General features: G+C 70.5%; 22 protein-coding genes. 4 read left to right on the top strand and 18 right to left on the bottom strand.

Annotated features, from left to right (window positions below; all coding sequences use genetic code 11):
- The first annotated feature begins 480 nt into the window (after window positions 1-480).
- Window positions 481-2,028 carry a glycosyltransferase family 2 protein gene (locus ACUYTF_RS13150; protein ID WP_449279929.1) on the top strand — a complete coding sequence of 516 codons (1,548 nt, stop codon included), beginning with the start codon at window positions 481-483 and terminating at the stop codon, window positions 2,026-2,028.
- Window positions 2,029-2,073: 45 nt separating this feature from the next.
- Here ACUYTF_RS13150 and ACUYTF_RS13145 read toward each other — a convergent pair whose 3' ends face one another.
- Together ACUYTF_RS13145 and ACUYTF_RS13140 are read right to left on the bottom strand one after the other, a co-directional pair.
- The gene (locus ACUYTF_RS13145) at window positions 2,074-2,901 is read right to left on the bottom strand and encodes a hypothetical protein (protein WP_449279928.1); all 828 of its coding nucleotides are present in this window, start codon (window positions 2,899-2,901) and stop codon (window positions 2,074-2,076) included.
- A 52-nt stretch (window positions 2,902-2,953) separates the two neighbouring features.
- Complete coding sequence (locus tag ACUYTF_RS13140; RefSeq protein ID WP_449279927.1) at window positions 2,954-3,754, bottom strand: DUF4190 domain-containing protein; 801 nt, start codon at window positions 3,752-3,754, stop codon at window positions 2,954-2,956.
- 567 nt (window positions 3,755-4,321) lie between these two features.
- Here ACUYTF_RS13140 and ACUYTF_RS13135 point away from each other — a divergent pair.
- Both ACUYTF_RS13135 and ACUYTF_RS13130 read left to right on the top strand, forming a co-directional pair.
- On the top strand, window positions 4,322-5,200 hold the full coding sequence (locus tag ACUYTF_RS13135; RefSeq protein WP_449279926.1) for a DUF2690 domain-containing protein: 879 nt from the start codon (window positions 4,322-4,324) through the stop codon (window positions 5,198-5,200).
- Window positions 5,191-6,021 carry a hypothetical protein gene (locus tag ACUYTF_RS13130; protein WP_449279925.1) on the top strand — a complete coding sequence of 277 codons (831 nt, stop codon included), beginning with the start codon at window positions 5,191-5,193 and terminating at the stop codon, window positions 6,019-6,021. The genes ACUYTF_RS13135 and ACUYTF_RS13130 overlap by 10 nt, the downstream gene beginning before the upstream one ends.
- A gap of 18 nt (window positions 6,022-6,039) precedes the next feature.
- On the opposite strand, the gene ACUYTF_RS13125 is transcribed toward ACUYTF_RS13130, so the two are convergent.
- The 10 genes from ACUYTF_RS13125 to ACUYTF_RS13080 form a co-directional block, all read right to left on the bottom strand.
- Window positions 6,040-6,957 (bottom strand): RluA family pseudouridine synthase, encoded by a 918-nt coding sequence (locus tag ACUYTF_RS13125; protein ID WP_449279924.1) that lies wholly within the window; start codon window positions 6,955-6,957, stop codon window positions 6,040-6,042.
- Complete coding sequence (gene lspA, locus ACUYTF_RS13120; protein ID WP_449279923.1) at window positions 6,944-7,528, bottom strand: signal peptidase II; 585 nt, start codon at window positions 7,526-7,528, stop codon at window positions 6,944-6,946. Before lspA ends, ACUYTF_RS13125 begins: the two co-directional genes overlap by 14 nt.
- Before the next feature lie 47 nt (window positions 7,529-7,575).
- Window positions 7,576-8,241, bottom strand: a complete 666-nt coding sequence (locus tag ACUYTF_RS13115; RefSeq protein WP_434144037.1) for a DivIVA domain-containing protein — start codon at window positions 8,239-8,241, stop codon at window positions 7,576-7,578.
- A gap of 86 nt (window positions 8,242-8,327) precedes the next feature.
- Window positions 8,328-8,624, bottom strand: coding sequence for a YggT family protein (locus tag ACUYTF_RS13110; protein WP_434144039.1), 297 nt, complete (start codon window positions 8,622-8,624; stop codon window positions 8,328-8,330).
- Between the two features lie 3 nt (window positions 8,625-8,627).
- Entirely contained in the window at window positions 8,628-9,140 is a 513-nt protein-coding gene (locus tag ACUYTF_RS13105; RefSeq protein ID WP_434144041.1) for a cell division protein SepF, read from the bottom strand.
- A gap of 30 nt (window positions 9,141-9,170) precedes the next feature.
- Window positions 9,171-9,824: a YggS family pyridoxal phosphate-dependent enzyme gene (locus ACUYTF_RS13100; RefSeq protein ID WP_449279954.1), complete on the bottom strand. Its 654-nt coding sequence runs from the start codon at window positions 9,822-9,824 to the stop codon at window positions 9,171-9,173.
- 51 nt (window positions 9,825-9,875) lie between these two features.
- Complete coding sequence (gene ftsZ, locus ACUYTF_RS13095) at window positions 9,876-11,108, bottom strand: cell division protein FtsZ (RefSeq protein ID WP_434144043.1); 1,233 nt, start codon at window positions 11,106-11,108, stop codon at window positions 9,876-9,878.
- Window positions 11,109-11,278: 170 nt separating this feature from the next.
- Window positions 11,279-12,445 carry an FtsQ-type POTRA domain-containing protein gene (locus ACUYTF_RS13090; protein WP_449279922.1) on the bottom strand — a complete coding sequence of 389 codons (1,167 nt, stop codon included), beginning with the start codon at window positions 12,443-12,445 and terminating at the stop codon, window positions 11,279-11,281.
- A gap of 8 nt (window positions 12,446-12,453) precedes the next feature.
- Window positions 12,454-13,887 (bottom strand): UDP-N-acetylmuramate--L-alanine ligase, encoded by a 1,434-nt coding sequence (gene murC, locus ACUYTF_RS13085; protein ID WP_434144047.1) that lies wholly within the window; start codon window positions 13,885-13,887, stop codon window positions 12,454-12,456.
- Window positions 13,888-13,998: 111 nt separating this feature from the next.
- Window positions 13,999-15,198, bottom strand: a complete 1,200-nt coding sequence (locus ACUYTF_RS13080) for an MFS transporter (RefSeq protein ID WP_449279921.1) — start codon at window positions 15,196-15,198, stop codon at window positions 13,999-14,001.
- A 389-nt stretch (window positions 15,199-15,587) separates the two neighbouring features.
- On the opposite strand from ACUYTF_RS13080, the gene ACUYTF_RS13075 reads away from it, so the two are divergent.
- Window positions 15,588-16,418, top strand: coding sequence for an endonuclease domain-containing protein (locus ACUYTF_RS13075; RefSeq protein WP_449279920.1), 831 nt, complete (start codon window positions 15,588-15,590; stop codon window positions 16,416-16,418).
- A gap of 146 nt (window positions 16,419-16,564) precedes the next feature.
- Here ACUYTF_RS13075 and ACUYTF_RS13070 read toward each other — a convergent pair whose 3' ends face one another.
- The 6 genes from ACUYTF_RS13070 to ACUYTF_RS13045 are packed head-to-tail and all read right to left on the bottom strand — an operon-like array spanning window position 16,565 to window position 24,401.
- Window positions 16,565-17,635: a UDP-N-acetylglucosamine--N-acetylmuramyl-(pentapeptide) pyrophosphoryl-undecaprenol N-acetylglucosamine transferase gene (locus tag ACUYTF_RS13070; RefSeq protein ID WP_449279919.1), complete on the bottom strand. Its 1,071-nt coding sequence runs from the start codon at window positions 17,633-17,635 to the stop codon at window positions 16,565-16,567.
- Between the two features lie 12 nt (window positions 17,636-17,647).
- Window positions 17,648-18,844: a putative lipid II flippase FtsW gene (ftsW, locus tag ACUYTF_RS13065; RefSeq protein WP_449279918.1), complete on the bottom strand. Its 1,197-nt coding sequence runs from the start codon at window positions 18,842-18,844 to the stop codon at window positions 17,648-17,650.
- A complete protein-coding gene (murD, locus tag ACUYTF_RS13060; protein WP_434144055.1) occupies window positions 18,816-20,330 on the bottom strand; it encodes a UDP-N-acetylmuramoyl-L-alanine--D-glutamate ligase in 1,515 nt (504 codons plus the stop codon). The genes ftsW and murD overlap by 29 nt, the downstream gene beginning before the upstream one ends.
- Before the next feature lie 20 nt (window positions 20,331-20,350).
- Window positions 20,351-21,436 carry a phospho-N-acetylmuramoyl-pentapeptide-transferase gene (gene mraY, locus ACUYTF_RS13055; RefSeq protein WP_434144058.1) on the bottom strand — a complete coding sequence of 362 codons (1,086 nt, stop codon included), beginning with the start codon at window positions 21,434-21,436 and terminating at the stop codon, window positions 20,351-20,353.
- Window positions 21,433-22,842, bottom strand: coding sequence for a UDP-N-acetylmuramoyl-tripeptide--D-alanyl-D-alanine ligase (locus ACUYTF_RS13050; protein WP_449279917.1), 1,410 nt, complete (start codon window positions 22,840-22,842; stop codon window positions 21,433-21,435). Before ACUYTF_RS13050 ends, mraY begins: the two co-directional genes overlap by 4 nt.
- Window positions 22,839-24,401: a Mur ligase family protein gene (locus tag ACUYTF_RS13045; RefSeq protein ID WP_449279916.1), complete on the bottom strand. Its 1,563-nt coding sequence runs from the start codon at window positions 24,399-24,401 to the stop codon at window positions 22,839-22,841. Before ACUYTF_RS13045 ends, ACUYTF_RS13050 begins: the two co-directional genes overlap by 4 nt.
- Window positions 24,402-24,405 lie beyond the last annotated feature (4 nt).

The following is a 24,405-nucleotide window of genomic DNA, read 5'->3' as shown; positions in this document are numbered from 1 at the left end:
TGCTTGAGGCGCCGTTGCCAGAGCTCTGCCCTGTGCCAGTACCGCTGCACGCGGCCAAGCCCAGTGATGCGACGCTCACAACGACGACGGCGAGAACACGCGAGCATCTTCTCCCGGCAGTGCTAGTGCTGTTCCTCGTGAACACGGCCATATGCGAGTTCCCTCCTGAAGGCGGCGCCGATCGTGACGGCTCGACCTCAGGAAACCATCCGCAAGCGCCCGTACGAGCGGGTTCCGGTCGCTTCCGAACAATCCGGAAAACCCGGAATCCGAGCCCTTGCCCCGAGAGCCCGGCAGCCGGGCCGAGATCGTCGGTTTCCGTTCGATGGGCCGCCACAGCGACGTTTCCGGGCGGGCTCACAGCGAACCTCATGCCGGCGCCCAGCCGGGCCGCTCCGCACGGCGCTACTGTGTCGCTTGCGGAATCCCTCCGCGACGAGAGCGGCTCCGAGACAGGCGCCGCGCGTGAGGAGGCCGCAGTTGAACGATCCGAGAACCCCGCGGGTCAGTGTCATCATCCCCGTCTACAACTCGATGCCGTACCTCACGGGCACGCTCGAGTCGGTGCTCGCGCAGGATCTCGCGGCACTCGAGGTCATCGCGGTGGACGACGGCTCCACCGACGGCTCGGGCGCGGAGCTCGACCGTTTCGCGGCCCTCGATGCGCGCTTGACCGTCGTGCATCAGCCGAACAGCGGCTGGCCGGGTTCGCCGCGCAATCGCGGTCTCGAACGCGCCTCTGGCGAGTTCGTGTTCTTCATGGACTCGGACGACACGATGCCCTCGCAGGCGTTGCGCAGCATGATCGAGATGGTCGATGAGACTGACGACGAGCCGATCGATGTCGTCGTGCCCCGCTTCGTCGGCACCGGAGGGCGCGACGTGCAGTCGGTCTTCAAGACGCACCCGCACGGCACGATGCGGCTCGAACGGGCGATGGAGACGATCTCGCCGCAGAAGCTGTTCCGCCGCGAGATCATCGAACGCGACGGCCTGCGCTTCCCCGAGGAGAAGGTGCGCCTCGAAGACGGCATCTTCGTCGCGAGGGCCTACGTGCTGGCGCGACGCATCGCGTTCTGCGGTCGGGAGCCGCTGTACTGCATCGCGCGCCGCGACGACGGCGGCAACATCTCGTCGAGCGCGATCGACCCGCGGAACTACGTGGAATCCTGTAGGCGCATCGCCGGCATCCTGAGAGCCGGAGTCGCTGACCCGGCGCGCGCCGACGCGCTCGTGCATCAGTTCTTCCTGCGCAAGGGGCTGCGCTTCTACGCGCCGCGCAAGTGGTCGCGCATGTCGCCGAAGCGACGTGCGGTCTGGATCGACCTGCATCGCGAGTTCCTCGACGATCTCGTGCCGGTCGCCCTCGATGCGCACACGACCGACCCGTGCAAGCGGCGCCTCCTCGGGCTCATCCGTGCGGGCGATCTCACAGGGTTGAACGCGTTCATCGAGGCGGGGCCACGTCTCGCGCACGAGTCGGTCTGCGCTCGCGCGGTCGAGGCGGGGCGCGGCATCGAGCTCGAGGTGCTGGTGCGGGCTCCGGGCCAGGGATCGCCGCTCGTCGACGACCGTCCGAGCCGTGCGCGGCTGCGCATGCTCCGGGCGAACGCGGCCGCCGTGCCGCAGCTGTCGCGCCACGGATCCGTGCGGCGGGCCGGGCGCGCACTGTCGGCCGCGCTCTCGGGCCCGACCCCGAGGTTCTCGCTGCTGCTCGGCGGCCGCCGCGACGGGCGACTGCGCACGGTGCCGGGCACGGTCGTCGGCTACGAGAGCGGCGGCGCCCCGGCGTACCGGGTGCGCTTCTCGCTCTCGCAGGGGCTCTTGCGCACGCTCGGGCGGCAGCGCATCGACCTCTGGACCGCGGTCGAGACGCGGGCGGGGTTCATCGGCGAGCGCACCCGCGTGGGCGCGGGCGGCACGACCGCTGCGGCGTCGACCCCGCGGGTCTACGCGACCGATGCCGGCAATCTCAGCCTGGACCTGCGGCGGCATGTCGATCAGCGGGCGAGCTCGTCGAGGGCGTAGTGCGGCGCGCCGCCCCCGGCTCGAACGCCTCGGGCCAGCGCAGCATCACAGCAGATCCTGTTCCGAGAACAGCGCCTCGCATCGGTCCGCATACTCGGCGAGCACGAGCCCTTCCGCATGGATCTGCTCGATCGGCGGCACGGGATATCTCGGAATCGTGAGGCGCAGGAACACCTTGTCGCCGACGGCTTCGAACTCGTAGCGCCCGGTATCCTGGCCGCGCAAGAACTCGGGCACGGTCTCGCCGTCGTTCTGCAGTATCGGCGAGTAGAGCGTGCAGCTGTCCGCATCCGCGGTTCCGAAGTAGAGCACCTGCGTGCGCGTCGCGACTCCGGGAACGATCGATTTGAGCAGCACATCGCTGACCGCTTCCCACCCCGCCTGCAGCATTTCGGCGCGGAGCGCCACCGGGAAGGCGATCGGTGCGGCATTCCTGAACGGTGCGATCTCCCACACCGGCACCGTGAGGGCGGCCGAATGCAGCCTCGCGAACGCCTCCTGCGCCTCCCCGAGCTGCACCATATCGCGGGTCACCCCGCCCTCCAGCCGATCGGTCGGCATCACCAGCCGGTCGATGAGCATGTGGCTATCGGCGTCGGGCATGCAGTGCACGGCGACGTAGCTGCCCAGCGGGCCCTCGCCCGCGGTCCAGAGCAGACCCGCGAGGTCCTCGAAGCGACCGATGCCGCTCGCGAGCACCCGCGTCTCCGCGAAGAGCCGGGTCTTCGCGGCCAGATGCGCATAGGTATGCTCCAGCGGCCCCGCGCTCGTATACACCCAGGTCAACCCGCACATGGTGAACAGATCGTCGGCGAGGTTGTCGAGTGACCCCTCGACGACGCCTTTCTTCACCAGCATCATCGATTCCGTCATGGCCCCGCCTCTTCTCCCGGCAGTCGTACCGCCGTCTGTCGTCCTTCGCGCGTCATTCGAATCGTGTGCTCCACAGCATCGGCTCGGCGACGATCGCTTCGCCCGTCTGCCGATCGACCGCGCGGAGCACCGCGTCGCTGACGCTGTACTCGACGGCGGAGTTCGCCGCGACCCAGCCGCCGTTCCGCGGCACGGCGGGCACGGCGATGTAGCCGAACTCGGCGTTGCCGCCGGCGTAGGTGTAGCCCGACGTCCCCGCGCAGACGACGACCGCGAACGACGTCGATTCGCCTTCGAACGCGATGCTGTCGCCCGCGGGGCAGTACTCCTGCGCCATCCGGCTCAGCTGGGGGGCCGCGGGCACCGGTGCTTCGTTCGCGGTCGTCCCCTCGTCTTCGGAGGGCGCTTCGGCGACGCCGTCCGTCGCCGACCCGATGCCGGTCGAGCCGCCCTCGTCGGCCTCGTACGGGATCGACGCCGTCGGGGCGGAGCCGAGCTGCGCGAGCCCGACCGCGGTCACCGCGATCGCGATGACTCCGCCGACCAGACCGACGTATCCGAGCACGAGACCGGCGATGGCGAGTCCCCGTCCGCGCTCCCCGGTGCGCTTCACACGACTGAGCCCGATATGGCCGAGGACGATGCCGAGCGGAGCGAAGAGGAATCCGAAGACGAGCGCCAGCACCGCGGGAGTCGCGATCGGTGCGCTCGGGCCGACACCCGGAGACGGCGTGCGCGGCGGCGGGCTTTGCGCGGAAGCCGCGGCGGGCAGCGGCGGCGCTTGGAAGCGGCCGGCCGCCGGCGCTCGCCATTCGGGGGCCGGCGGCGGGGGCGGCAGGGGCGGGTAGGCCACGAGGCGTCCTCCGGCCGACTCAGTTCTCGCGCGTGCAGTGCGGGCAGTTCCATCGCCCGGCAGCGCTCGCGAAATGCGGGTCGATGTAGAACGCCCCACCGCAGTGCCGGCAGGTCACCCGACTCTGCATTCCGCCCGACGGGCCGATACTCCCGGTGTACATCGCCATGTGCGCTTCCTCTCTCGTCGCGGCCGCCGACGACGCCGCATCCGGCGGTCTCCGCATCGATGACCGGGCCTCAGTCAAGCACGCGACGGGCGGGTTCGAGGCCGTTCGGGAGCGCATCGGGAAAGTCGGGAACTTCGAACGCCAGGCTGCCCGGGGACTCGGGCTCGCGGGCGGTGCGCAGCGGAATCGTCCTCGGTTTTCGGACCGTTCGAACACCGTTCGGAAAATTCGAATCCGCATGATTCCGCGGTTTCCCGGAGCATATCCAGCGAGATGGCGGCCGACGCGCATTGCGGCCGCACAGGGGTGGATACGCTATCACCAAGGTTGCGATGATCGTTTCCGCAGGCCGAACAGCGGCGTTCGGCCAACCGTACCTCCACGGCATGAAGGTGAGTATGTCCAGCTCCAGCACCCACGACGCTCCACGGATCCCAGGAGTCGACACCGAGCGCCTCCGTCATCCGGGCCCGGTCGGTTCCGACGGCGGCGCGGACTCGATCACGGCGTTCGCCGCAGGACTGCGCGATCTGCGCTCCGCGGCGGGCGATCCGACGCTCACCGCCCTCAGTTTCGAGACCGACATCTCGAAGAGCGTGCTCTCCGTCGCGTTCTCGGGGCGAGCTCTGCCGACTGAACGCACGGTGCTGAAGGTCGTCGCCGCGCTCGGCGGTGATCAGCAGGTCTGGCGTGCCCGACGCGATGCGCTCGATCCGAAGAAGACCCTCCCCGCGACGGCATCCGAGAGCGCGTCGGAGCCGCCGGGGCGCCGGTTCTCGCTCCCCCAGACCATCGGCATCGCAGCGGGCGCCGCGATCGTCGCCGCCGTCGTCACCAGCCTCGTCTGGGGTGCGCTGGCGTCGCCCGCGGCCCCCGGAGCTCCGACGCCGGAGAACGCGGAAGGCCCGTACCTCGCGGCCGCGAACGGCGTCGACCCCATGCGCACCGAATGCAAGGACGATGCCGTGATCGCGGCGAGCGAGGCGAAGCTCGACAACCAGGTGCACGTGCAGATGATGTACTCCAACAACTGCCTCGCGGTCTGGGGCCGGGTCACGCGCTACGACAACCAGGCCGAGGGCAATTCGATGACGATGCGCATCTGGCCGATGGACGACCCGCAGAGCGGGCGCAGCCAGTCGCGCTCCGACGTGAATCTGCAGTCGCTCTACACGCCGATGATCGTCGAGCCCGACGTCACGGCGCGCGTCTGCGGGCAGGCCACCATCACCGTGGACGGTCGCACCGAAGACCTCGGGCCGATGCTGTGCATCTGATCGGGAGCCCCGGGAAGGGATCGCCGCCGCCCGCGTTCCGCGTGCTCGGAGTCGGCGTGTGCGCCGCACTGATCGTCGGCGCCGTCGTCGGATGCGTCCCCGCCGGCGACAGCGCCGGAGCGGCATCCGGCGCGCCGGAGTGGGCGGAGTTCGGCCCCTTCGAGCGACCGGCCGGTGACACCGCCGAACCGTATCTGACGGGTCCGGGGACGATCCGCCTCCCCGACGGCACTGCCGCCGAGCTCGATGCGAGCGAGCTGCTCGGAGGCGGGATCGCGCTGCCCGCGCGCGACGACAACGAGATCGTCGCCGAGAGCTACTCCTACACGCAGGATGCGGACGGCGACAGCCCCGTCATCGTCGGCATCGTCCAGACCTCCCACGAGATGGTCTATCGGGGGTACTCCGAGTTCGAGCACGTCACCTTCGTGCTCGGCATCAGCGCCGAAGCGCAGCCCCGCGAGGTCTCGCGTACGCGCGTACTCCGGGGCGGGCCGCACGCGGCGGCCTTCGCCGGCCGCTCCGATCTGGGCGTCGTGGCCGTGCATCTCGACGGCGAACTCGTTCCCGGCGGTACGCCCGAGAGCCGAGTGATCGGCGTCGACGCGGTCCGCGGTACGGAGGTCTGGGTCAAGGAGCCCGGATACCCGGTGTACGGCGACGGCACGGCGACGTTCCTCCGCGCACCGGCGCCCGATCGGTGCGTCTCGGATGCTCTCGAATACGATGTCGCGAGCGGCAACGACGAGCAGCGCCGGGAGTACCCGCCTGCGTCTCCCGGCGATCCTGACTGCCTCACACCGGGTGGAGCGGCCGGCTAGCGCGATCGCCGGATCCGATCAGCGCGCGAGCTCGTCGAGCGCGTACTGCAGGTCGGCCGGGTAGACGCTCTCGAACTCGACGGCGTCGCCGGTGCCGGGGTGGCGGAAGCCGAGGCGTTTCGCGTGCAGCCACTGCCGGGTCAACCGCAACCGCTCCGAGAGCGTCGGGTCGGCGCCGTACATGGCGTCGCCGACGCAGGGGTGCCGCTGCGCGGACATGTGCACGCGGATCTGGTGGGTGCGCCCCGTCTCGAGGTGGATCTCGAGCAGGCTCGCGAACGGGAACGCCTCGAGCGTCTCGTAGTGCGTGATGGAGGGCTTGCCGTCCCGGGTGACGGCGAATTTCCATTCGTGGCCGGGATGCCGGCCGATGGGGCCCTCGATGGTGCCTGCAAGGGGGTCGGGGTGGCCCTGCACGACGGCATGGTAGATCTTGTCGACCTCGCGCTCCTTGAAGGCGCGCTTGAGCCCGCTGTACGCGCGCTCGCTCTTCGCGACCACCATCAGCCCGCTCGTGCCGGCGTCGAGGCGGTGCACGACGCCCTGCCGCTCGGGAGGCCCGGAGGTCGCGATGCGGAAGCCGGCGCCGGCGAGCGCGCCGAGCACGGTCGGGCCCTGCCAGCCGAGCGACGGATGCGCTGCGACGCCCGCGGGCTTGTCGACGACGACGATATCGTCGTCGTCGTGGATGATGCCGAGCTCCGGCACGTGCACGGGCACGATCTCGGGCCCGGTCTTCTCTTCCCACGCGACCTCGAGCCAGCCGTCGGCCGTCAGCCGGTCGGACTTGCCGAGTTCGCGGCCGTCGAGCACGACGCCGCCGGCCTGCGCGATCTCGGCGGCGAAGCTGCGCGAGAAGCCGAGCATCTTCGCGAGGGCCGCGTCGACGCGCTCGCCGACGAGCCCGTCGGGCACCGGGAGGCTACGCTGCTCCATCGCGCTCGCCATCCTCATCGTCGTTCGGGGCGTCGTCGGCGGCGGCGTCATCGGCGGCGGCGCTCGAGCTGCGAGGGCTGCCGTCGATGGGGATCCCGCGCAGGGTCACGATCATGAAGACCGCCATCCCCGTGACGATGCCGATGTCGGCCACATTGTAGATCGCCGGGTTGAACCCGAGCCACATCCACGGGGTGAGGATGAAGTCGACGACGTGACCCTCGGGAAACCCCGGGGGCCGCATGAGCCGATCGGTCAGGTTGCCGAGCACTCCGCCGAGCAGCAGACCGAGGAAGAGCGCCCAGGCGAACGATGCGAGGCGCTTGAACTGCCAGAGGATCACGACGACCACCGCGGCCGCGAGGATCGTGAAGATCCACGTGGAGCCGCTCGCCATCGAGAATGCTGCGCCGGGGTTCCTGACGAAGTGCCACTGCAGGAAGTCGCCGAGCACCGGGACGGTCTCGCCCTCGGTGAGGTGCGAGACGACCCAGTTCTTGGAGAGCTGGTCGCCGGCGTAGACGACCGCCGCGGCGCACAAGAGGAGCAGCGGAGCGAATCGTCGGGTCACCCGACGTCCGACCGCTGCTCCCTCGAGGAGGTCGTCCGCGCGCTCGCTCAGCTCAGGCCTTCAGGAGCGCCCGAGGGCTCGGGCGAGCCGTCGAGGCCGCGCAACTGCGACTGGATGTACGAGCGCAGCGTCGAACGGTACTCGCCTTCGAAGGAGCGCAGATCCTTGATGCGGCTCTGCAGGTCGGTGCGCTCCTCGCCGAGCAGGCGCAGCTCTTCGGCGCGCTTGCCCTGGGCCTCTTCGACCATCTGCTTCGCGGTGCGCTCGGCATCCGAGATCATCTCGTCGCGCTTGTTCTCGGCCTCGTTGATGAGGCGGTCGCGAGTGGTCTCGCCTTCGCTGACGTGCTTGTCGTGGAGTTCGAGTGCGAGCTGCAGCATCGCGCTCGACTTGACGGCGTCGGGCTGCGCCGCGGTCGCGGGTGCCGGAGCCGCCGCCTGCGCCTGAACGGGCACCGGTGCGGGAGTGTCGACGACGATCGTCTGCTCGGAGGCGGCCACGGTGGGAGCGTCGTCCGAGCTGGCCTCGGCGGCTTCGAGCTTCGCGGTGAGGTCTTCGATCTGCGCACGCAGCTCGGCCTTCTCCTGCTCGTGCTGACGCAACTCCTCGACGATCGAATCGAGGAAGTCGTCGACCTGATCGAGGTCGTAACCGTCACGGAACTTCGTGATCGTAAACTTCTGGTTCACGACGTCTTCAGGGGTCAGTGCCATCGTTCAGTCTCTTTCGCTTTCGGGAGACCACTGCCGTGGTCGAATATCTACGCTAGCAAATAACGGCGGTTCCGCGCAGTGCGGAATCACCACCAGCCGGGAATGATCGCGATCAGCAACCAGCACGCGACCATCGTGAGCATCCAGCCGAGGTCGAGTGAGATGTTGCCGAGCCGGATCGGGGGAAGCACCTTCCGGAACATGCGGATCGGCGGATCCGTGACGGTGTAGATCGATTCGACGAGCACCGCGAGCGCGCCCCGCGGGCGGAATCTGCGGTTCAGCACGGTGACCCAGTCGAAGACGAGACGCCCCCACAGCACAAGGGTGTAGAGCCGGAGCAGCGCTTGGATCGCTGTTCCGACGATGAGCACGATCTCCACGTGCTACGCGGTGGGTGCGACGAAGAATGAGCCGCTCTCGTTCCGTCGATCCTCATCGCTCGACGCCTCGATGTGTTCGGGCGAGAGCAGGAAGACCTTGCTCGTCACGCGTTCGATACGGCCGTTCAGGCCCATCGTCAGGCCGCTCGCGAAATCGATCAGACGCTTCGCGTCGTGCTCCTCCATGCGCGAGAGGTTGATGATGACGGGCACGCCCTCGCGGAAGCTCTCGGCGATGACCTTGGCGTCCTTGTACTCCGACGGGTGCACCGTCAGGATCTCGTTCATCGCCTGCACGGGCGCGGCTTTCGTCGGCGTGACCCGGCGCAGCGGCGTGACCTGCGCGCGCTGGGGTGCGGGTCGCTGTGCGGGGGCCGACGACTTCGCCGCCGGTGCCGGGCTCGCCGCACGGGCAGCGGGCGTCTCCTTCTGCGCGACGGGCTGCGCGCCCTGCTCCTCGAGATCCTCCTCGGCGAGGCCCAGGAACACCATGGTCTTCTTCAGCGGATTGCTCATTTTCTCTCCCAACGGTGAGTTCTTCCGAGACTATCGGGGTTCCGGCCGTTTGCCGGTGATTGCACTGCCGATACGCAGGTGTGTCGCGCCGGCCGCGATCGCCTCCGCGTAGTCGTGGGTCATGCCCGCGGAGATCGCAGTGGCCTCGGGATCGATCGCGCGGAGGCGCTCCGAGTAGCCGGCGAGACGCGCGAACGCGCGGGCCGCGGCCTCCTCCTCGGGCAGCGGAGCGACCGCCATGACGCCGCGCAGGCGCAGCGTCGAAGTGGCCAGGATCTGCTCGGCGAGCGGCTCGAGCGCCTCGGGGGCGGCTCCCCCGCGGCCCGGATCGTTCGTGAGGTTGACCTGGATGAAGGCGTCGATGGGCTCGGCGACCTCCGCCGTCGACAGGGCGTCGACGAGCCGGTCCCGATCGATCGAGTGGATCGATCGCGCGTATTGCGCGGCCTGGCGCGCCTTCTTCGTCTGCAGCTGGCCGATGAAGTGCCAGTGCAGGTCGAGGTCCTGGAGCTCGGCGGCCTTCGCCTGGGCCTCCTGGTGCCGGTTCTCGCCGACATCGCGGACCCCGAGCGCCGAGAGCTCGGCGACGAGGCTCGCGGGGTGGAACTTCGTGACGACGATCAGCGTCGTCTCCTCGGGCGCTCGGCCCGAGGCGCGGCAGGCATCGGCGATGCCCGCGCGCATCGAGGCGAGGCGCTCGGCGAGGCCGGGCTGCGTGTCCGTCACCGAGACCGCCTACTTCAGGAAGTCGGGGATGTCGAGATCGTCGTCATCGTCGCCGTCGAACGCGGGGTCGGTCAGCTGCGCCTCGACCGGCGGGTTCGAGAGCACCTCGCCGAACTGGCCGGTCGCCGACTGGTCGGCCTCGCCGCGGTTCGCGTTGAACCCCTTGAAGCCGAGCCCGGTGGCCTCGCCGCTCGCGACGGCCGCCGCCGTGTGCGAGTTCTGCGACGGGACGTCGTCGATGCTCTCGATGTGGCTGCCGCGGCGCCCGCGCTCGGGCGCCGGAGCGGACGCGACTTGGTCGATGTCGAAGCCCGCGGCGATGACGGTCACGCGCACCTCGTCGCCGAGGGTGTCGTCGATGACCGTGCCGAAGATGATGTTGGCCTCCTGGTGCACGACGTCCTGCACCAGCGTGGAGGCCTCGTAGATCTCGCTGAGCGCGAGGTTCGACGATCCCTGGATGGAGAGCAGCACGCCGTGGGCGCCCTCGACCGAGGCCTCGAGCAGCGGCGAGGCGACGGCGAGCTCGGCCGCCTTGATCGCGCGGTCGGCTCCACGCGCCGAGCCGATGCCCATGAGGGCGGAGCCCGCCCCCTGCATCACGGATTTCACGTCGGCGAAGTCGAGGTTGATGAGACCCGGCGTGGTGATGAGGTCGGTGATGCCCGAGACGCCGGCGAGCAGCACCTGGTCGGCGGCGGCGAATGCCTCGATCATGCTGATGCCGGGCTCGCTGATGTCGAGCAGGCGGTCGTTCGGCACGACGATGAGCGTGTCGACGGCCTCGCGCAGCGTGTGCACGCCGGCATCGGCCTGAGCCGCGCGGCGCTTGCCCTCGAAGCTGAAGGGGCGGGTGACGACGCCGATGGTGAGCGCGCCGATCGACTTCGCGATGCGCGCCACGACGGGGGCCGCGCCGGTGCCGGTGCCGCCGCCCTCGCCGGCGGTGACGAAGACCATGTCGGCTCCGGCGAGCGCCTCTTCGATCTCCTCGGCGTGATCCTCGGCGGCGCGACGGCCCACCTCGGGGTCGGCGCCCGCACCGAGACCGCGGGTGAGCTCGCGGCCGACGTCGAGCTTGACGTCGGCGTCGCTCAGCAGCAGGGCCTGGGCGTCGGTGTTCACGGCGATGAATTCCACCCCGCGCAGGCCGAGCTCGATCATGCGGTTGACGGCGTTGACGCCGCCGCCGCCGACGCCGACCACCTTGATCACCGCGAGGTAGTTCTGGTTCGTTGACACCTGGTTCCTCCGCCCCTAACTCTCAACCTCTACCTGAAGTTAAGTGTTAGTATCGCCGTATACGTTTCCTGGGCACCAAGGTATGCGGCATTGCCCCGCGCGCCTCGCAGACACGCCGAATTCGACGGCGAACTTTCCGAGACGCGCTCCGAAGCGCCGCCTCGACGCCGCTACCGGAAGACCGGGGCCTCGGACGACGAGACGTCGAGATAGCTCACCGGCCGGTCGGCGAGCGACGAGAACATGGTCGTGAGCACGATCGCCTTGCGCGCCGTCTCCTCGGGACCGCCCCACATCACCTCGGCGCCGTTCGTCAGGGCGAGCAGCACGTCCTGCCCGCTCGACGCCGACACCGCGGTCACCTGCGTGCGCAGTTCGGCCGGCATGTCGCGCAGCACGCGCGCCGCCGAGGCGAATGCCTCCGAACCGAGATCCTTCGCCCGCCCGTCGGCGACCGGAACGCCCGCCGGCGGCGCCTCCGCGCTGCCGACCAGCACCCCCGCCGCATCGTAGAGCTGATAGGCGCCGTCGTCGCCGATCGAGATGACGGGCACCCGCTCCTCGATGCGCACGAGCAGCGTGTCGGGCGGAATCCGCTCGACCGCGTATCGCTCGACCAGCGCGAACGGCTCGAGGGCGCCGCGCACCTCGCCGTCATCGACGAGCGCCAACGGCGTGCCCGAGAAGCGGTCGAGCGCCTGCTGCAGGTCGGCGGGGTTCACGGCCGACGCGCCCGAGATCTCGATGTTGCGCACCGACATCACCGGCGTGAACACCCCGGCGAGCACGAAGATCGCGAGCGCGAGAACCGCACCGCCCGCGACGAGCCACCACCGTCGCCGTCTGCGCGAGGCGAACGAGAACCGGCGCCGCTCGCGGCGTTCGCGGCGCTTGAGCTGCCGCTGCGCCGTGCGCATGCGCTGCTCGGCCTCGCGCACGGGGTCGGCCGAGCGGTTCGCTCGAACGAGCGCCCCGCCGCCGGAGCGCACTTCGCTGAGATCGACCGTCGCTGCGAGCTGCTCCCCCGCTCCCTCGCCGTCGGAATCGGGTGCCGACGGCGCCCGCTCCGCCCCGGACGATGCTCCGCCCTCGGCGGCCCGCTCCCGCTCGGGAGTTTCGGGAGTCTCCGGATGCTCCGGCGAAACCGCGGCACCGGGCGCATCCGCGGCATCGAAGGCGTCTGCATGCGTGGAGGGCTCCGACGCCGCCGGCGCGCCCCGCTCCGCCCGGTGCCCCCCGAAGAACCCCGACACGGTACGACGGCGCGCGGGCGCGTCCGCGCGCACGGGAGGTTCCCGCCGCTCGGGGGCGCGATCGAAACCGCTCGGTCGTTTCATCGCGCCGGCTATCGGCCTTCGGCCTCGAAGCGCCCGCGCAGCGCCTCGACGACCTGCGGGATGATCCGGTAGACGCTGCCGCAACTCATCGTCACCATGACGTCGCCCGGTCGGGCGATCTCGGCGAGGTAGTCCGCCGCGCGCTGCCAGTCGTCGATGTAGGCGACGCGCGATGCATCGTGGAAGTCGTTCGACACCAGGGCGCCGGTGACTCCCGGCACCGGATCCTCGCGCGCACCATCGACCTCGAGCACCACGGTGTGGTCCGCGCGGGCCTCGAGCACCTCCGCGAACTCGCGATGGAACATGCTCGTGCGGCTGAAGAGGTGCGGCTGGTGGATCGCGATGAGGCGGCCCTCGCCCGACACGGCGCGGGCCGAAGCCAGCAGCGCGTCGACCTCGGTCGGGTGGTGGGCGTAGTCGTCGTACACGCGTACGCCGCCGACGTCGGCGTGGAGCTCGAAACGGCGCTTGGTCCCGCCGAACTCGCCGACTGCGGCGATCGACCGCTCGGCGTCGTAGCCGAGGCCGGTGAGCGCGGCGACCACCCCGACGGCGTTGACGGCGTTGTGCCGGCCGTAGATGCCGAGCGAGCCCGCGTAGCGCACCCCGTCGATCTCGACCTCGTAGCGCACGGGGCCGGAGTCGTCGATCGAGACGATGCGCACATCCGCGCCCTCGGACTCGCCGAAGGTGCGGATGGCGGGCAGCCGCGATCCCTGGCCGCGAAGCGCCTCGAGCGCCGCGAGCACCTCGCGCGTGCCCGCATCGTCCGCGGAGATGACCACGGTCTCGCCGGCGCCGGCTGCGAAGTCGACGAACGCCTGCATGAAGTTCTCGCGCGAACCGTAGAAGTCGAGGTGCTCGGGGTCGACGTTCGTGATGAGCGCCACGGCGGTGTCGTAGATCAGGAACGATTTGTCGCTCTCGTCGGCCTCGATCGCGAAGATCGGGTCGCTGCCCGAACCCGACGACGCGCCGAGCGACTCGATGATGCCGCCGTTCACGAACGACGGGTCGACGCCGAGACCGAGCAGCCCCGTGACGAGCATGCCGGTCGACGTCGTCTTGCCGTGGGCCCCCGCGACCGAGACGAGCCGGCTGCCGCGCGTGAGCCAGGCGAGCGCGTGCGAGCGGTGCAGTACCGGGATGCCCTGCGCGAGCGCGTACTGGTACTCGGGGTTGTCCTGCCAGAGGGCGCCGGTCACGACGAGCGTGTCGGCATCGCCGACGTTCGCGGCGTCGTGGCCGATGAAGATCGTGATGCCGAGCGCCTCGAGCGCCTCGGTCGAGTAGTTGGCCGAGCGGTCGGAGCCCGTGACCGTGACGCCCGCGACATGCAGCATGCGCGCGATGCCGCTCATGCCCGAGCCGCCGATTCCCACGAAGTGCACTCGTCCGAGCTGTTCGGGGATCTCGAGTTCCAGATCCGGATAGATCATGTGGCCTCCTAGCGGCGCGAATCGACACTCCAGCGTACCGCCTCGGCCTGCGAGCGCGCCGCGACCGCGCCGCTCTTCGGGCCGCTCCCGGAGCCGTTCTCGGCTGCGCTCTCAGCGGCGTACGATCTCGACGTCCGGGCGCGGCACGAGCGGAACCGCGAGGAGCGGAGCGAGCGCAGTGCAGGCGAGGGCGGCCGGAATGCCGATGACGCCGATCGCAGCGCCGACGACGGGCCCGACGGCCGCGGCGGCCAGGAACTGCCCGGTGTTCTGGATGCCGAGCGCGCGCCCCGCCCATCCGGGCCCGGCGAGCTCTGCGACGGCCGTGAACGCGAGCCCGTTATCGGCGACGCTCACGCAGCTCGCCACGACATACGCGACTGCCGCGGCGGCGCTCCACTCGGCCCAACCGAACGTCGCGGCCAGCAGCAGCGTCGCGATGCCGACGACGGCGACGATGCGCAGCGGCCCGAGGCGCGACCCCGCACGGTCGCTCCAGACGCCGACGACGATGCGGCCGGCGGCGCCCATGAACTGGGCGAGGGCGACGAGGGCGCCCGCGGCGAGCGCGCTCCACCCGAAACCGACGGTGAACCACACGAGCCCGAAGGTGGAGAGCGCGAACTGGGGCACGACGAGCAGCACCGACACGGCGTGGATGCGGGCGAGCGCACCCGACCCTCGATAGGGATTGCCGACGGCCGCCGCACTCGGTGCCGCCCGTTCGGGGTCGCGCACGATCAGGGCACACACGCCGAGGCTGAGCACCGTGAGCGCACCCCCGAGGCCGAGCGCCCCGGGCAGACCGAAAGCGGTCGCGAGCGGGGGCACGCCGAGCGCTGCGACGGCCATGCCGAGCGGCTGGCACGTCTGGCGGATGCCCATCGCGAGCCCCCGTCGCTCGGGAGGGAACCAGCCGGTGATGAGCCGCCCGCTCGCGCTGTTCGTGCAGGCCGAGGCCGCACCGCTCGCGACGAGCGCGATGCCGAGCACGGCGAAGCCGTTCCCCGCCGCCGGCACGACCAGCGGCAGGAGCATCGACGCCGCCACGGTCGCCGTTGTGAGGGCGAGACCCGCGAGCAGCACGCGGCGCTCGCCGAAGCGGTCGGTGGCGGCGCCCCAGGCGACGAGAGCGATCACGAGGCCGAGGTTCGGCGCCCCCGCGAGCATTCCCGCCGCGGCGAGGCTCATGCCCTCGCTCGCGTGCAGGTACGGGATGAGGAACGCGGGCGCCGCCGCGACGACGGTGGTCGCGGCCTGCGCCAGCACCATCGCGGCGAGCATCAGCCAGAGGCGGGCTGGGACGTGCATGGGATTCTCCGGTCTCCGAGCGTGGACCGGCACGACGAACGGCACCGCGTGCGGGGCGCCGGTCGGTCTCAGACCCCGCCGCGGCTCCGAAGCAGGAGGTTCCGTGGCATGGTGACGATTCTAGCGCGAGGCGAGCGCGGCAAGCGCGGCGAGCGCGGCGAGAGCACGCTTCCGCTCGCACCCGGACTTCGGCCCTCACCCGTATTTCGGAGCGGAACAGGGGTTTCCATCCGAACGACGGGTGAGAGCCGAAATACGGGTCGGCCGAAGGGACTGGGGTACCGCCGCACACTCCTCCACAGGCCGCCGAACTCCGCAGCATCGCCCAGTTCTCCACATTCGCGCATTCCAGGTGTTCTCGCGCATCGAAATCGCCGATGCTCGGTCGTGTGGACCTCAGAACTGCGCTGCGCCGCGCGAACGGCGTCACCCGAACGGGGCTGCTCCTGCGTACAGGGATCACCCGTACCGAACTCCGATCGGCGTTCGCGAACGGCGCGGTGATCCGCCCGCGCCGCGGCTGGGTCGCCTTGCCGTCGGCCGACCCCGAACTGCTCGCCGCGGCGAGGCGCGGCGCCGTGGTGAGCTGCATCTCGCAGGCGCGCAGGCTCGGGCTCTGGGTGCTCGCCGCCTCCGACGCGCCGCACTACGCTGCTCCGCGGCCGGACAGCCATATCGTCGCCGGCCCCGGCACGGTGCATTGGCGCGCACCGCCGCTGCCCCGGCCGCCCGAGATGCTCGAGGACCACCCGGAGAACGTGCTCGCGCTCGTCGCCGAGTGCCAGCCGCACGAGACGGCGCTCGCCATCATCGATTCCGCACTGAATCAGCGCATCGCCTCGCTCCCGGCGCTCGAGCGGTTGCGGATACCGCGGCTCGACGACCTGCTGAGCGAGGCCTCGCCATTCGCCGATTCGGGCCTCGAGACGCTCTTCCGCACCCGGCTCGGCTGGCTGCGCATCGCGATCCGCGCGCAGGTGCATCTGCTCGGGCACCGCGTCGATTTCCTGCTCGGCGAACGCCTCGTGGTGCAGATCGACGGCAAGCAGCACTCGGGCGTGCAGCGCGACGCCGATATCCTGCACGACGCGCGTCTGCGGGCCGAGGGGTACACGGTGATCCGCGTGACCTACGCCCTCGTCGTGCACCGCTGGGAGGACGTGCAGAGCCTGGTGCTCTCGGCGGTCGCCCGGGGTCTGCACCTGCGGCGGGCCCGCTGACGAACGCCGGCATCCGAGCATGCGCCTGTATTTCGGCTCTCACCCGTATTTCGGAGCACAACAGGGGCTTCCATCCGAACGACGGGTGAGAGCCGAAGTTCGGGCGATGAGCGCCGGGCGCGAACGGCGTTCTGCGGGCGCGGGGCCTAGGTGATCGCCTCGCGTACGAGATCGAGCAGCCGCTCCGTACCGTCCAGGGATCCGGCCGCGCGCGCCCGCTCCCCCATCTGCGCGAGCCGACCGCCGTCGGTGAGGAGGGGCAGCAGCACGGTTTCCACCCAGGCGGGGGTCAGTTCGGCGTCCTCGACCAGCAGCGCGCCGCCGGCCTCGACGGTCGAGGCCGCGTTGAAGCGCTGCTCGCCGTTGCCGTGGCTGTACGGCACGAAAACTGCGGGGATGCCGAGGCCCGAGATCTCGCTGACCGTGGTCGATCCGGCGCGCGACACGACGAGATCGCATGCGGCGAACGCGAGATCCATACGGTCGCAGTACTCGATGACCGAGTAGCCGTCGATTCCCGGATCTTCGATCTCCGTGAGCCCGCCCCACACGTGCAGCACCTGCGCCCCCGAGCCGGTGATCGCCGGGGCCGAACCCGAGATGCCGCGGTTGATGGCGCGGGCGCCCAGCGATCCGCCGGTCACGAGCAGGGTGCGCTTGTCGGGGTCGAGTCCGAAGTGCTCTCGGGCGCTTTCGCGCAGCGCGGCGCGGTCGAGGCCGGTGATCTCGGGGCGCAGCGGCATGCCCGTCACTCGCGCATGGGCGATCGGCGTGCCGGGGAAGGTGACAGCGACGTACTCGGTGCTGCGCGCCCCGAGCTTGTTCGCCATGCCGGGCTTGGCGTTGGCCTCGTGGATGATGACGGGTACGCCCTCCTTCGCTCCCGCACGGTAGGCCGGCGCGGATGCGTAGCCGCCGAATCCGATGACGACGTCGACGCCGCGCGCCCGGATGAGTTCGCGGGTGCGCCGCACGGCGCGGGCGAAGCGCACCGGGAATCTGAGCGCGTCGAGGTTCGGGCGGCGCGGGAACGGCAGGCGCTCGATCGTGACGAGTTCATAGCCGCGCTCCGGGACGAGGCGCGCCTCGAGGCCCTCCTTCGTTCCGAGCACGACGATCTCGGAGCCGGGCTCCTCCGCGCGGATCAGGTCGGCGAGCGCGAGCAGGGGGTTCACGTGGCCGGCGGTGCCCCCGCCGGCGAGCAGATAGGTGGTCACCCGTCGATTCTCTCAGAAGCCGCCGTCGGCGAGCTCCTGCTGGTACTTCGCGCCGTCGCGGGCGATCGAGATCACGACGCCGATCGCGAGGAGGCACGCGAGGAGCGCGGTGCCGCCCGCGCTGATGAGCGGCAGCGGCACGCCGAGCACGGGCAGGATGCCGATGACGACGCCGATGTTCACGAAGGCCTGGCCGATGATCCACACGAGCACGCCGCCGACGACCGCACGGCCGAAGCGGTCTCGGGCACGGGAGATGACGCGCAGCATCACGAGCGCGAGCGCGATGAACAGCACGATCACGAGCAGCGCGCCGATGAGGCCGAGCTCCTCGCCGATGATCGCGAAGATGTAGTCGTTGTCGGCAGCGGGCAGCCACGACCACTTCGCCTTCGACCCGCCGAGCCCGACGCCGAAGAGACCGCCGCCTGCGAGCGCCCACAGGCCGTGCAGCGGCTGCCAGCCGAGCCCGCTGTAGTCCTCGTGCCCGCCCGCGAAACCGAAGATGCGCTGCAGGCGGTTCGGGCTCGTCACGACGAAGAGCAGCACGGCGAGGAGTCCGCCGCCCGCGATCACGCCGAGCGTCTTCCAGCTGACGCCGCCGAAGAACATCGCGCCGATGACGAGCGCCGCCATGATCATCGTCGTCCCGAGGTCCTTGCCGAGCAGCACGAGGCCGAGCACGAGTACCGCGCCGGGCACAATGACCGGGATGATCTCGTGGCGCATCTGCCCGAGCAGCGGCTCCTTCTTCAGCAGCACGGCGCCGATCCACACGACGAGCGCGAGCTTCAGCGCTTCGGAGGGCTGACCGCCGAAGCTGCCGATCTGGATCCAGTTGCGGTTGCCGTAGACCTCGATGCCGAGCGGCGTGAACACGAGCAGCTGCAGCACGATGCCCGCGAACAGGACGACCCACGCCCAGCGCTTCCAGAAGGAGATCGGCATCGCCGCCGCGATCAGCATCAGCGGAATGCCGATCAGCGCGAACGTCGCCTGGCGCCAGAAGCCGCCGAAGAAGCCCTGGTCGTCGAGGTACGAGGTGATCGACGACGACGAGAGTACCATGATCAGGCCGAACCCGACGAGCAGGAACGTGAGCGCGTAGAGCGCCACCACCGTGGCGTCGGTCGACCCGCCTGCGAGGCCGCCGAGCCTGATGCGCGCCTGGCCGGGGCCGTCAGCCCTCGGCTCGTGCGGCGCCGCCACCCGCCTCACCCCCGGTGTGCTCGGCCACGGCGGCCTGGAATGCGCGGCCGCGATCGGCGTAGTCGGAGAACTGATCCATCGACGCCGCCGCGGGTGCCAGCAGAACCGTGTCTCCGGGTTCGGCGATCTGCGCGGCGAGGCGCACGGCCTCGGCCATCACGGCGCCGCCGCCCCCGACGACATCGACCTCGAGCACCGGGCGGTCGCCGAGATGGCGTGCGAGCGCGGCGAGCACTTCGGCGCGCTCGACTCCGATCACCACGGCGCCGCGCAGGCGCGACGCGTGCTCGCTCACGAGCTCGTCGATGTCGACGCCCTTGAGCAGGCCGCCGATGAGCCAGACGACGTCGTGCATTGCGCGCAGCGACGCGTCTGCGGCGTGCGCGTTCGTCGCCTTCGAGTCGTCGATGTAGCGGATGCCGGCGTGCACTCCGAGCAGTTGGGCGCGGTGCGGGTCGGGGTGGAAGCTCAGTACGGCGCGCGCGATCTCGGCGGGCTCGACGCCGCGGGCACGGGCGAGGGCGCTCGCGGCGAGCACGTTCTGCGCCATATGGGGGGCGCCGATGCCGCGCTCGGCAAGCTCGTCGAGCGTTACCAGCTCGTACGCCTCGTTGCGGCGCTCGGCGTGGAAACCGCGGTCGACGAGGATGCCCTCGACGATGCCGAAGCCGCTCGGGGGCGGCGTGTCGAGGCCGAAACTGATGGCCCGGGCGCCCTCGACGACGTCGGCCTGCTCGACCATGCGCTCGGTCTCGGGGTCGGCGCGGTTGTAGACGCAGGCGACCTGGGTGTTCTCGTAGACCTTCGCCTTCGCCGCCCAGTAGCCGTCGAAGCCGCCGTGCCAGTCGAGGTGGTCGGCCGCGAAATTGAGGCACGCGCTCGCGTAGGGCGACACCTGCGCCCCGCCCGAGCCGAGCCGCTCGAGCTGGAAGCTGGAGAGCTCGACGACGATGACGTCGTACCCCTGCGGGTCGCGCAGGGCATCGAGGATGGGAGTGCCGATGTTGCCGGCGGGAGTCACCCGCAGGCCGGCCTCGGCGAGCATGTGCGCCGTCAGGCCGGTCGTGGTGGTCTTGCCGTTGGTGCCGGTGATGCAGATCCAGTCGGCGATGCGCGGCGTCTTGTCGCGCAGGCGCCAGCCGAGCTCGATGTCGCCCCACACCGGGATGCCGCGCTCGGCCGCCCAGGCGGTGAGCGGGTGGTCGGGGCGGTAGCCGGGCGACACCACGACGAGGTCGGGGCCGAACGCGGCGAGGTCGCCGAGCTGCTCGGGGTGCGTCTCGGCGCAGAAGCGCTCGGCGCCGATCACGTCGAGCAGGCGCTCGCGGTCGGGGTCGGGAGCGCCGGCGATGACGCGCACCTGCGAGCCGAGTTCGACCAGCGTATCCGCGACCGAGAACCCGGTGACGCCGAGGCCGAGCACGGCGACGCGCAGGCCCGTCCAGTCGTCGTGCCAGCTGCTGAGCGCCGCTACTCGATCGTGCATCGCTGCCTTCCCGTTCTCACTCACTGCTGCAACAACCATTCGCCGTAGAACGCGCCGACTCCGACGACGACGAACAGCGCCGCGACGATCCAGAACCGCACGACGACCGTCACCTCCGCCCAGCCCTTGAGCTCGAAGTGGTGATGGATGGGGCTCATGAGGAAGATGCGCTTGCCCTTCGTGACCTTGAAGTAGGCGCGCTGCAGAATCACGGAGCCGGTCTCGATGATGAAGAGGCCGCCGATGAGCAGCAGCAGCACTTCGGTGCGGGTGAGGATCGCGAGCGCCGCGATCGCGCCGCCGATGGCCATCGAGCCGGTGTCGCCCATGAACACCTGCGCGGGATTCGTATTCCACCACAGGAACCCGGCGAGGCCGCCGAGGAAGGCGGCCGAGATGACCGCGAGGTCCATGGGGTCGCGAACGACGTAGCAGCCGGCCTCGTACGCGGTGGTGAGGCAGTTCTGCGATGCCTGCCAGAAGCCGATCACGAGGTACGAGCCGAACGCGAAGATCGCGGCGCCGGTGGCGAGGCCGTCAAGGCCGTCGGTGACGTTGACGGCGTTCGTGGTCGACGTCACGATGAGCACGATCCAGATGACGAAGAGCGCCGTGCCCGCGATGGCGCCGAGCGCCATGAAGTCGACGGGCAGGTCGCGGAACACCGAGATGCGGGTCGACACCGGGGTCACCCCGGCCTCGTTCGCGAAGCGCACACCGAGCAGCGCGAAGGCGACGGCGATGGCCACCTGGCCGAGGATCTTCGCCCAGCCGTTGAGGCCGGCCGAGTTCTGCATGCGGGCCTTCATGTAGTCGTCGATGAAGCCGACGAGGCCCGCGCCCACGGCCATGAGGATCACGAGCAGCGCCGAGGGGCTCGGGGTCTCGCCCATGAGGAACTTGCCGATGAGGTAGGCGATGATCGAGCCCGAGAGGAAGATCAGGCCGCCCATGGTCGGGGTGCCGCGCTTGACCTCGTGCTCCTTCGGCCCGTCGACGCGGATCGGCTGGCCCCACCGCAGGCGGTTGAAGACGCGCACGAACACGGGCGTCAGCAGCAGGGAGTACAGCAGCGACACGGCACCGGCGATCAGCAGTGCGATCATGCGAAGGTCTCCCCGAGTCGATCGCCCAGGAAGCGCAGCCCCGCCGAGTTCGACGACTTCACGAGCACGGTGTCGTTCGGCCGCAGGGTGCCGCGCAGGTACTCGAAGGCCTCGTCCTGCTCTTCGAAGAACACGCTCTCGCCGTCCCACGAACCCTCGTTGATGGCGCTGATGTGCAGGTGGCGGGCCTCCCTGCCGACAACCACGAGCTCGGAGATGCGCAGGCGCACGGCCTGCAGGCCGATGCGGATGTGCTCTTCGATCGAGTACTCGCCGAGTTCGCTCATCGCGCCGAGCACGGCGACCGAGCGGCCGTCGGCGCGGCGGACCTGCGCGAGCGTGCGGAGACCTGCGCTCATCGAGTCGGGGCTCGCGTTGTACGCGTCGTTGATGATGGTGATGCCGTCGCGGCCGCCCATGACCTCCATGCGCCAGCGCGCGGCCCGCGTGTGGTGCTCGAGCACCTCGACGATGTCGGCGAGCGGCAGACCGAGTTCGAGCGCCACCGCGGCGGCCGCGAGCGCGTTCATGACGTGGTGCTCGCCGAGCACCGGGAAGCGCACCGGGAGGCTCTGCCCATCGGCATGGATCGTGAACCGGGTGCCGTCGGCCCCCGACTCGATGCCGTCGGCGCGCACGTCGGCTTCGGGGTGCTGGCCGAACCAGCGCACGCGGGCCCGGGTCGCCTCGGCCATGCGCGAGACGTAGGCGTCGTCGCGGTTGAGCACGGCGAGGTCGGTCTCGCCGAGGCCCTGCACCATCTCGCGCTTCGTGCGGAAGGTGGTCTCGATGCCGCCGAACTCCCCCGCATGGGCGAGGCCGACGGTGAGCACGACGCCGATGTGCGGCGGCGCCATCGCGGTGAGGCGGGCGATCTCGCCCTCCGCGCTCGCGCCCATCTCGGCGACGAGGGTGTCGGTGGTGTGCTGCACGCGCAGCATGGTGAGCGGGCCGCCCACCTCGTTGTTGAACGACTTCTCGGAGGCGACGGTCTCGCCGACGCGCTCGGCCATGGCCGCGACGAGGTTCTTGGTGGTGGTCTTGCCGTTCGAGCCGGTGATGCCGACGATGGTCAGCCGGCCGGCCTCGCGCACGCGGCGCACGACCTCGGTCGCGAGGGCGCCGAGCGCCTCGGTGGCTTCCGCCACGACGATCTGCGGCACGCGGTCGTCGACCTCGCGCTCGACGACGAGCAGAGCGGCTCCGGCGTCGACGGCCTTGCTCGCGAAGAGGTGGCCGTCGGTCTCCTCGCCGCGCCGGGCGAAAAAGATCTCGCCGGGCTGCACTTCGCGGGAGTCCGTCTGCGAGATGCCGCTCACGACGGTGTCGGGGCCGGCGCCGCCGGATCCCTGGACCAGGCGGCCCTGCATCGCCGCAGCCGCTTCCGCGAGTGTCAGTTCGATCACTTGAGCAATCCTGCCTCGCGGAGCGCGCCGCGTACTTCGTCTCGCGCGGAATAGGGGATGTACTGTCCCGCGACCTCCTGGTAGTCCTCGTGTCCGGGACCGGCATACAGGATAACGTCATCGGGGCCCGCGAGAGAAATGGCGAGCCTGATCGCGGCGCGGGGGTCGCCCTCCTCGATGATCTCGGCGTGGTTCGCCGAACGGGCACCCGCGATGAGCTGCGCACGGATCGACTCGGGCGGCTCCGAACGCGGATGGTAGTCGCAGACGATGAGCACGTCGGAGCCTGCGGCGGCGATGCGCCCCATCTCCTCGCGCTTGGTGGTGTCGCGGTCGCCGTCGGCGCCGAACATGAAGATGATGCGGCCGGGTGCGACCTCGCCGAGCGCGTCGAGCATGGCGCCGAACGCGCCGGGCGTGTGGCCGTAGTCGACGTAGAACCGGGGGCCGGTCGCCCCGGGCTCCGGGTTCGACATGAGCTCGAGGCGGCCCGGGATGTAGACGGGGATGCGCCCGCGGTCGAGGCCGCCGTCGACCTGTTCGAGCGGGATGCCGGCCTCGTGCAGCATGATGAGGGCGAGGGCCGCGTTCTCGGCCATGAAGCGGCCGAAGACGGGGACGCTGCCGCGGAACATCGCGCCCTCGGGGCCCTGCAGCACGAACGAGACGCCGTCGAGGTTCTGGTTCGTGATCGCGAGGTGCCAGTCGGCCTCCTGCCCGTACTCGGTCGACAGGCGCGTGACCGGGATCTGCGCTTCCCGGGCGATGCGCTGGCCGTGGGGCGAGTCGACGACGACGACGCCGCGCTCGGCGTGCTCGGGCGAGAACAGCGCGAGCTTCGCCGCGAAGTAGGTCTCCATGTCGCCGAAGTCGTCGAGGTGGTCCTGCGAGAAGTTGTTGAAGGCGACGACGTCGAAGCGCACGCCGTCGATGCGGTGGCGCTCCACGGCGTGGGCCGAGACTTCGAGGGCGATGCCGTCGACGTGCTTCTCGGCCATGCGGGCGAGCAGGCCGTGCAGCTCGGGGGCTTCGGGGCTCGTGAGGTTCGAGACGATGACCTCGTCGCCGATGCGGCGTTCGGCGGTCGAGCTGAGCCCGGTCGTGTAGCCGGCGGCGCCGAGCAGCTCGGCAAGCATGTAGACGACGCTCGTCTTGCCGTTCGTGCCGGTGATGCCGAAGGTCTTCGCCGTGGTCTCGGCGGTGCCGTAGACGGCGGCCGCGACCGCTCCGGCGATGCTGCGGGGGGCCGCATCGGTGACGAGCACAGGGATCGGCGTCTTCGCCGCGCGGGCGATCTTCGCGCCGGCCGCGTCGGTGAGGATCGCGACCGCGCCGCGGTCGGCGGCCTGCGCTGCGAAGTCGGCGCCGTGCCGGTTCGTGCCGGGGAGCGCGAGGTAGAGATCGCCGGAGCGCACGTCGCGGGAGTCGAGGGTGACGCCGTTCGCGGTGAGCCCCTCGAGCGGCGCGGTCGCCCGCAGCGCGAACTTCGCGGCGATCTCGACGAGCGGGGCCTGCCGCGGGTTCTTAGGGCGAATGCTCAGCGCATCTCCGATGCTCAAGGTG

The organism is Leucobacter sp. GX0328 (assembly GCF_053567315.1).
The sequence above is the reverse complement of the archived record's forward strand: the minus strand, read 5'-3'. Positions and strand labels throughout refer to the sequence as shown.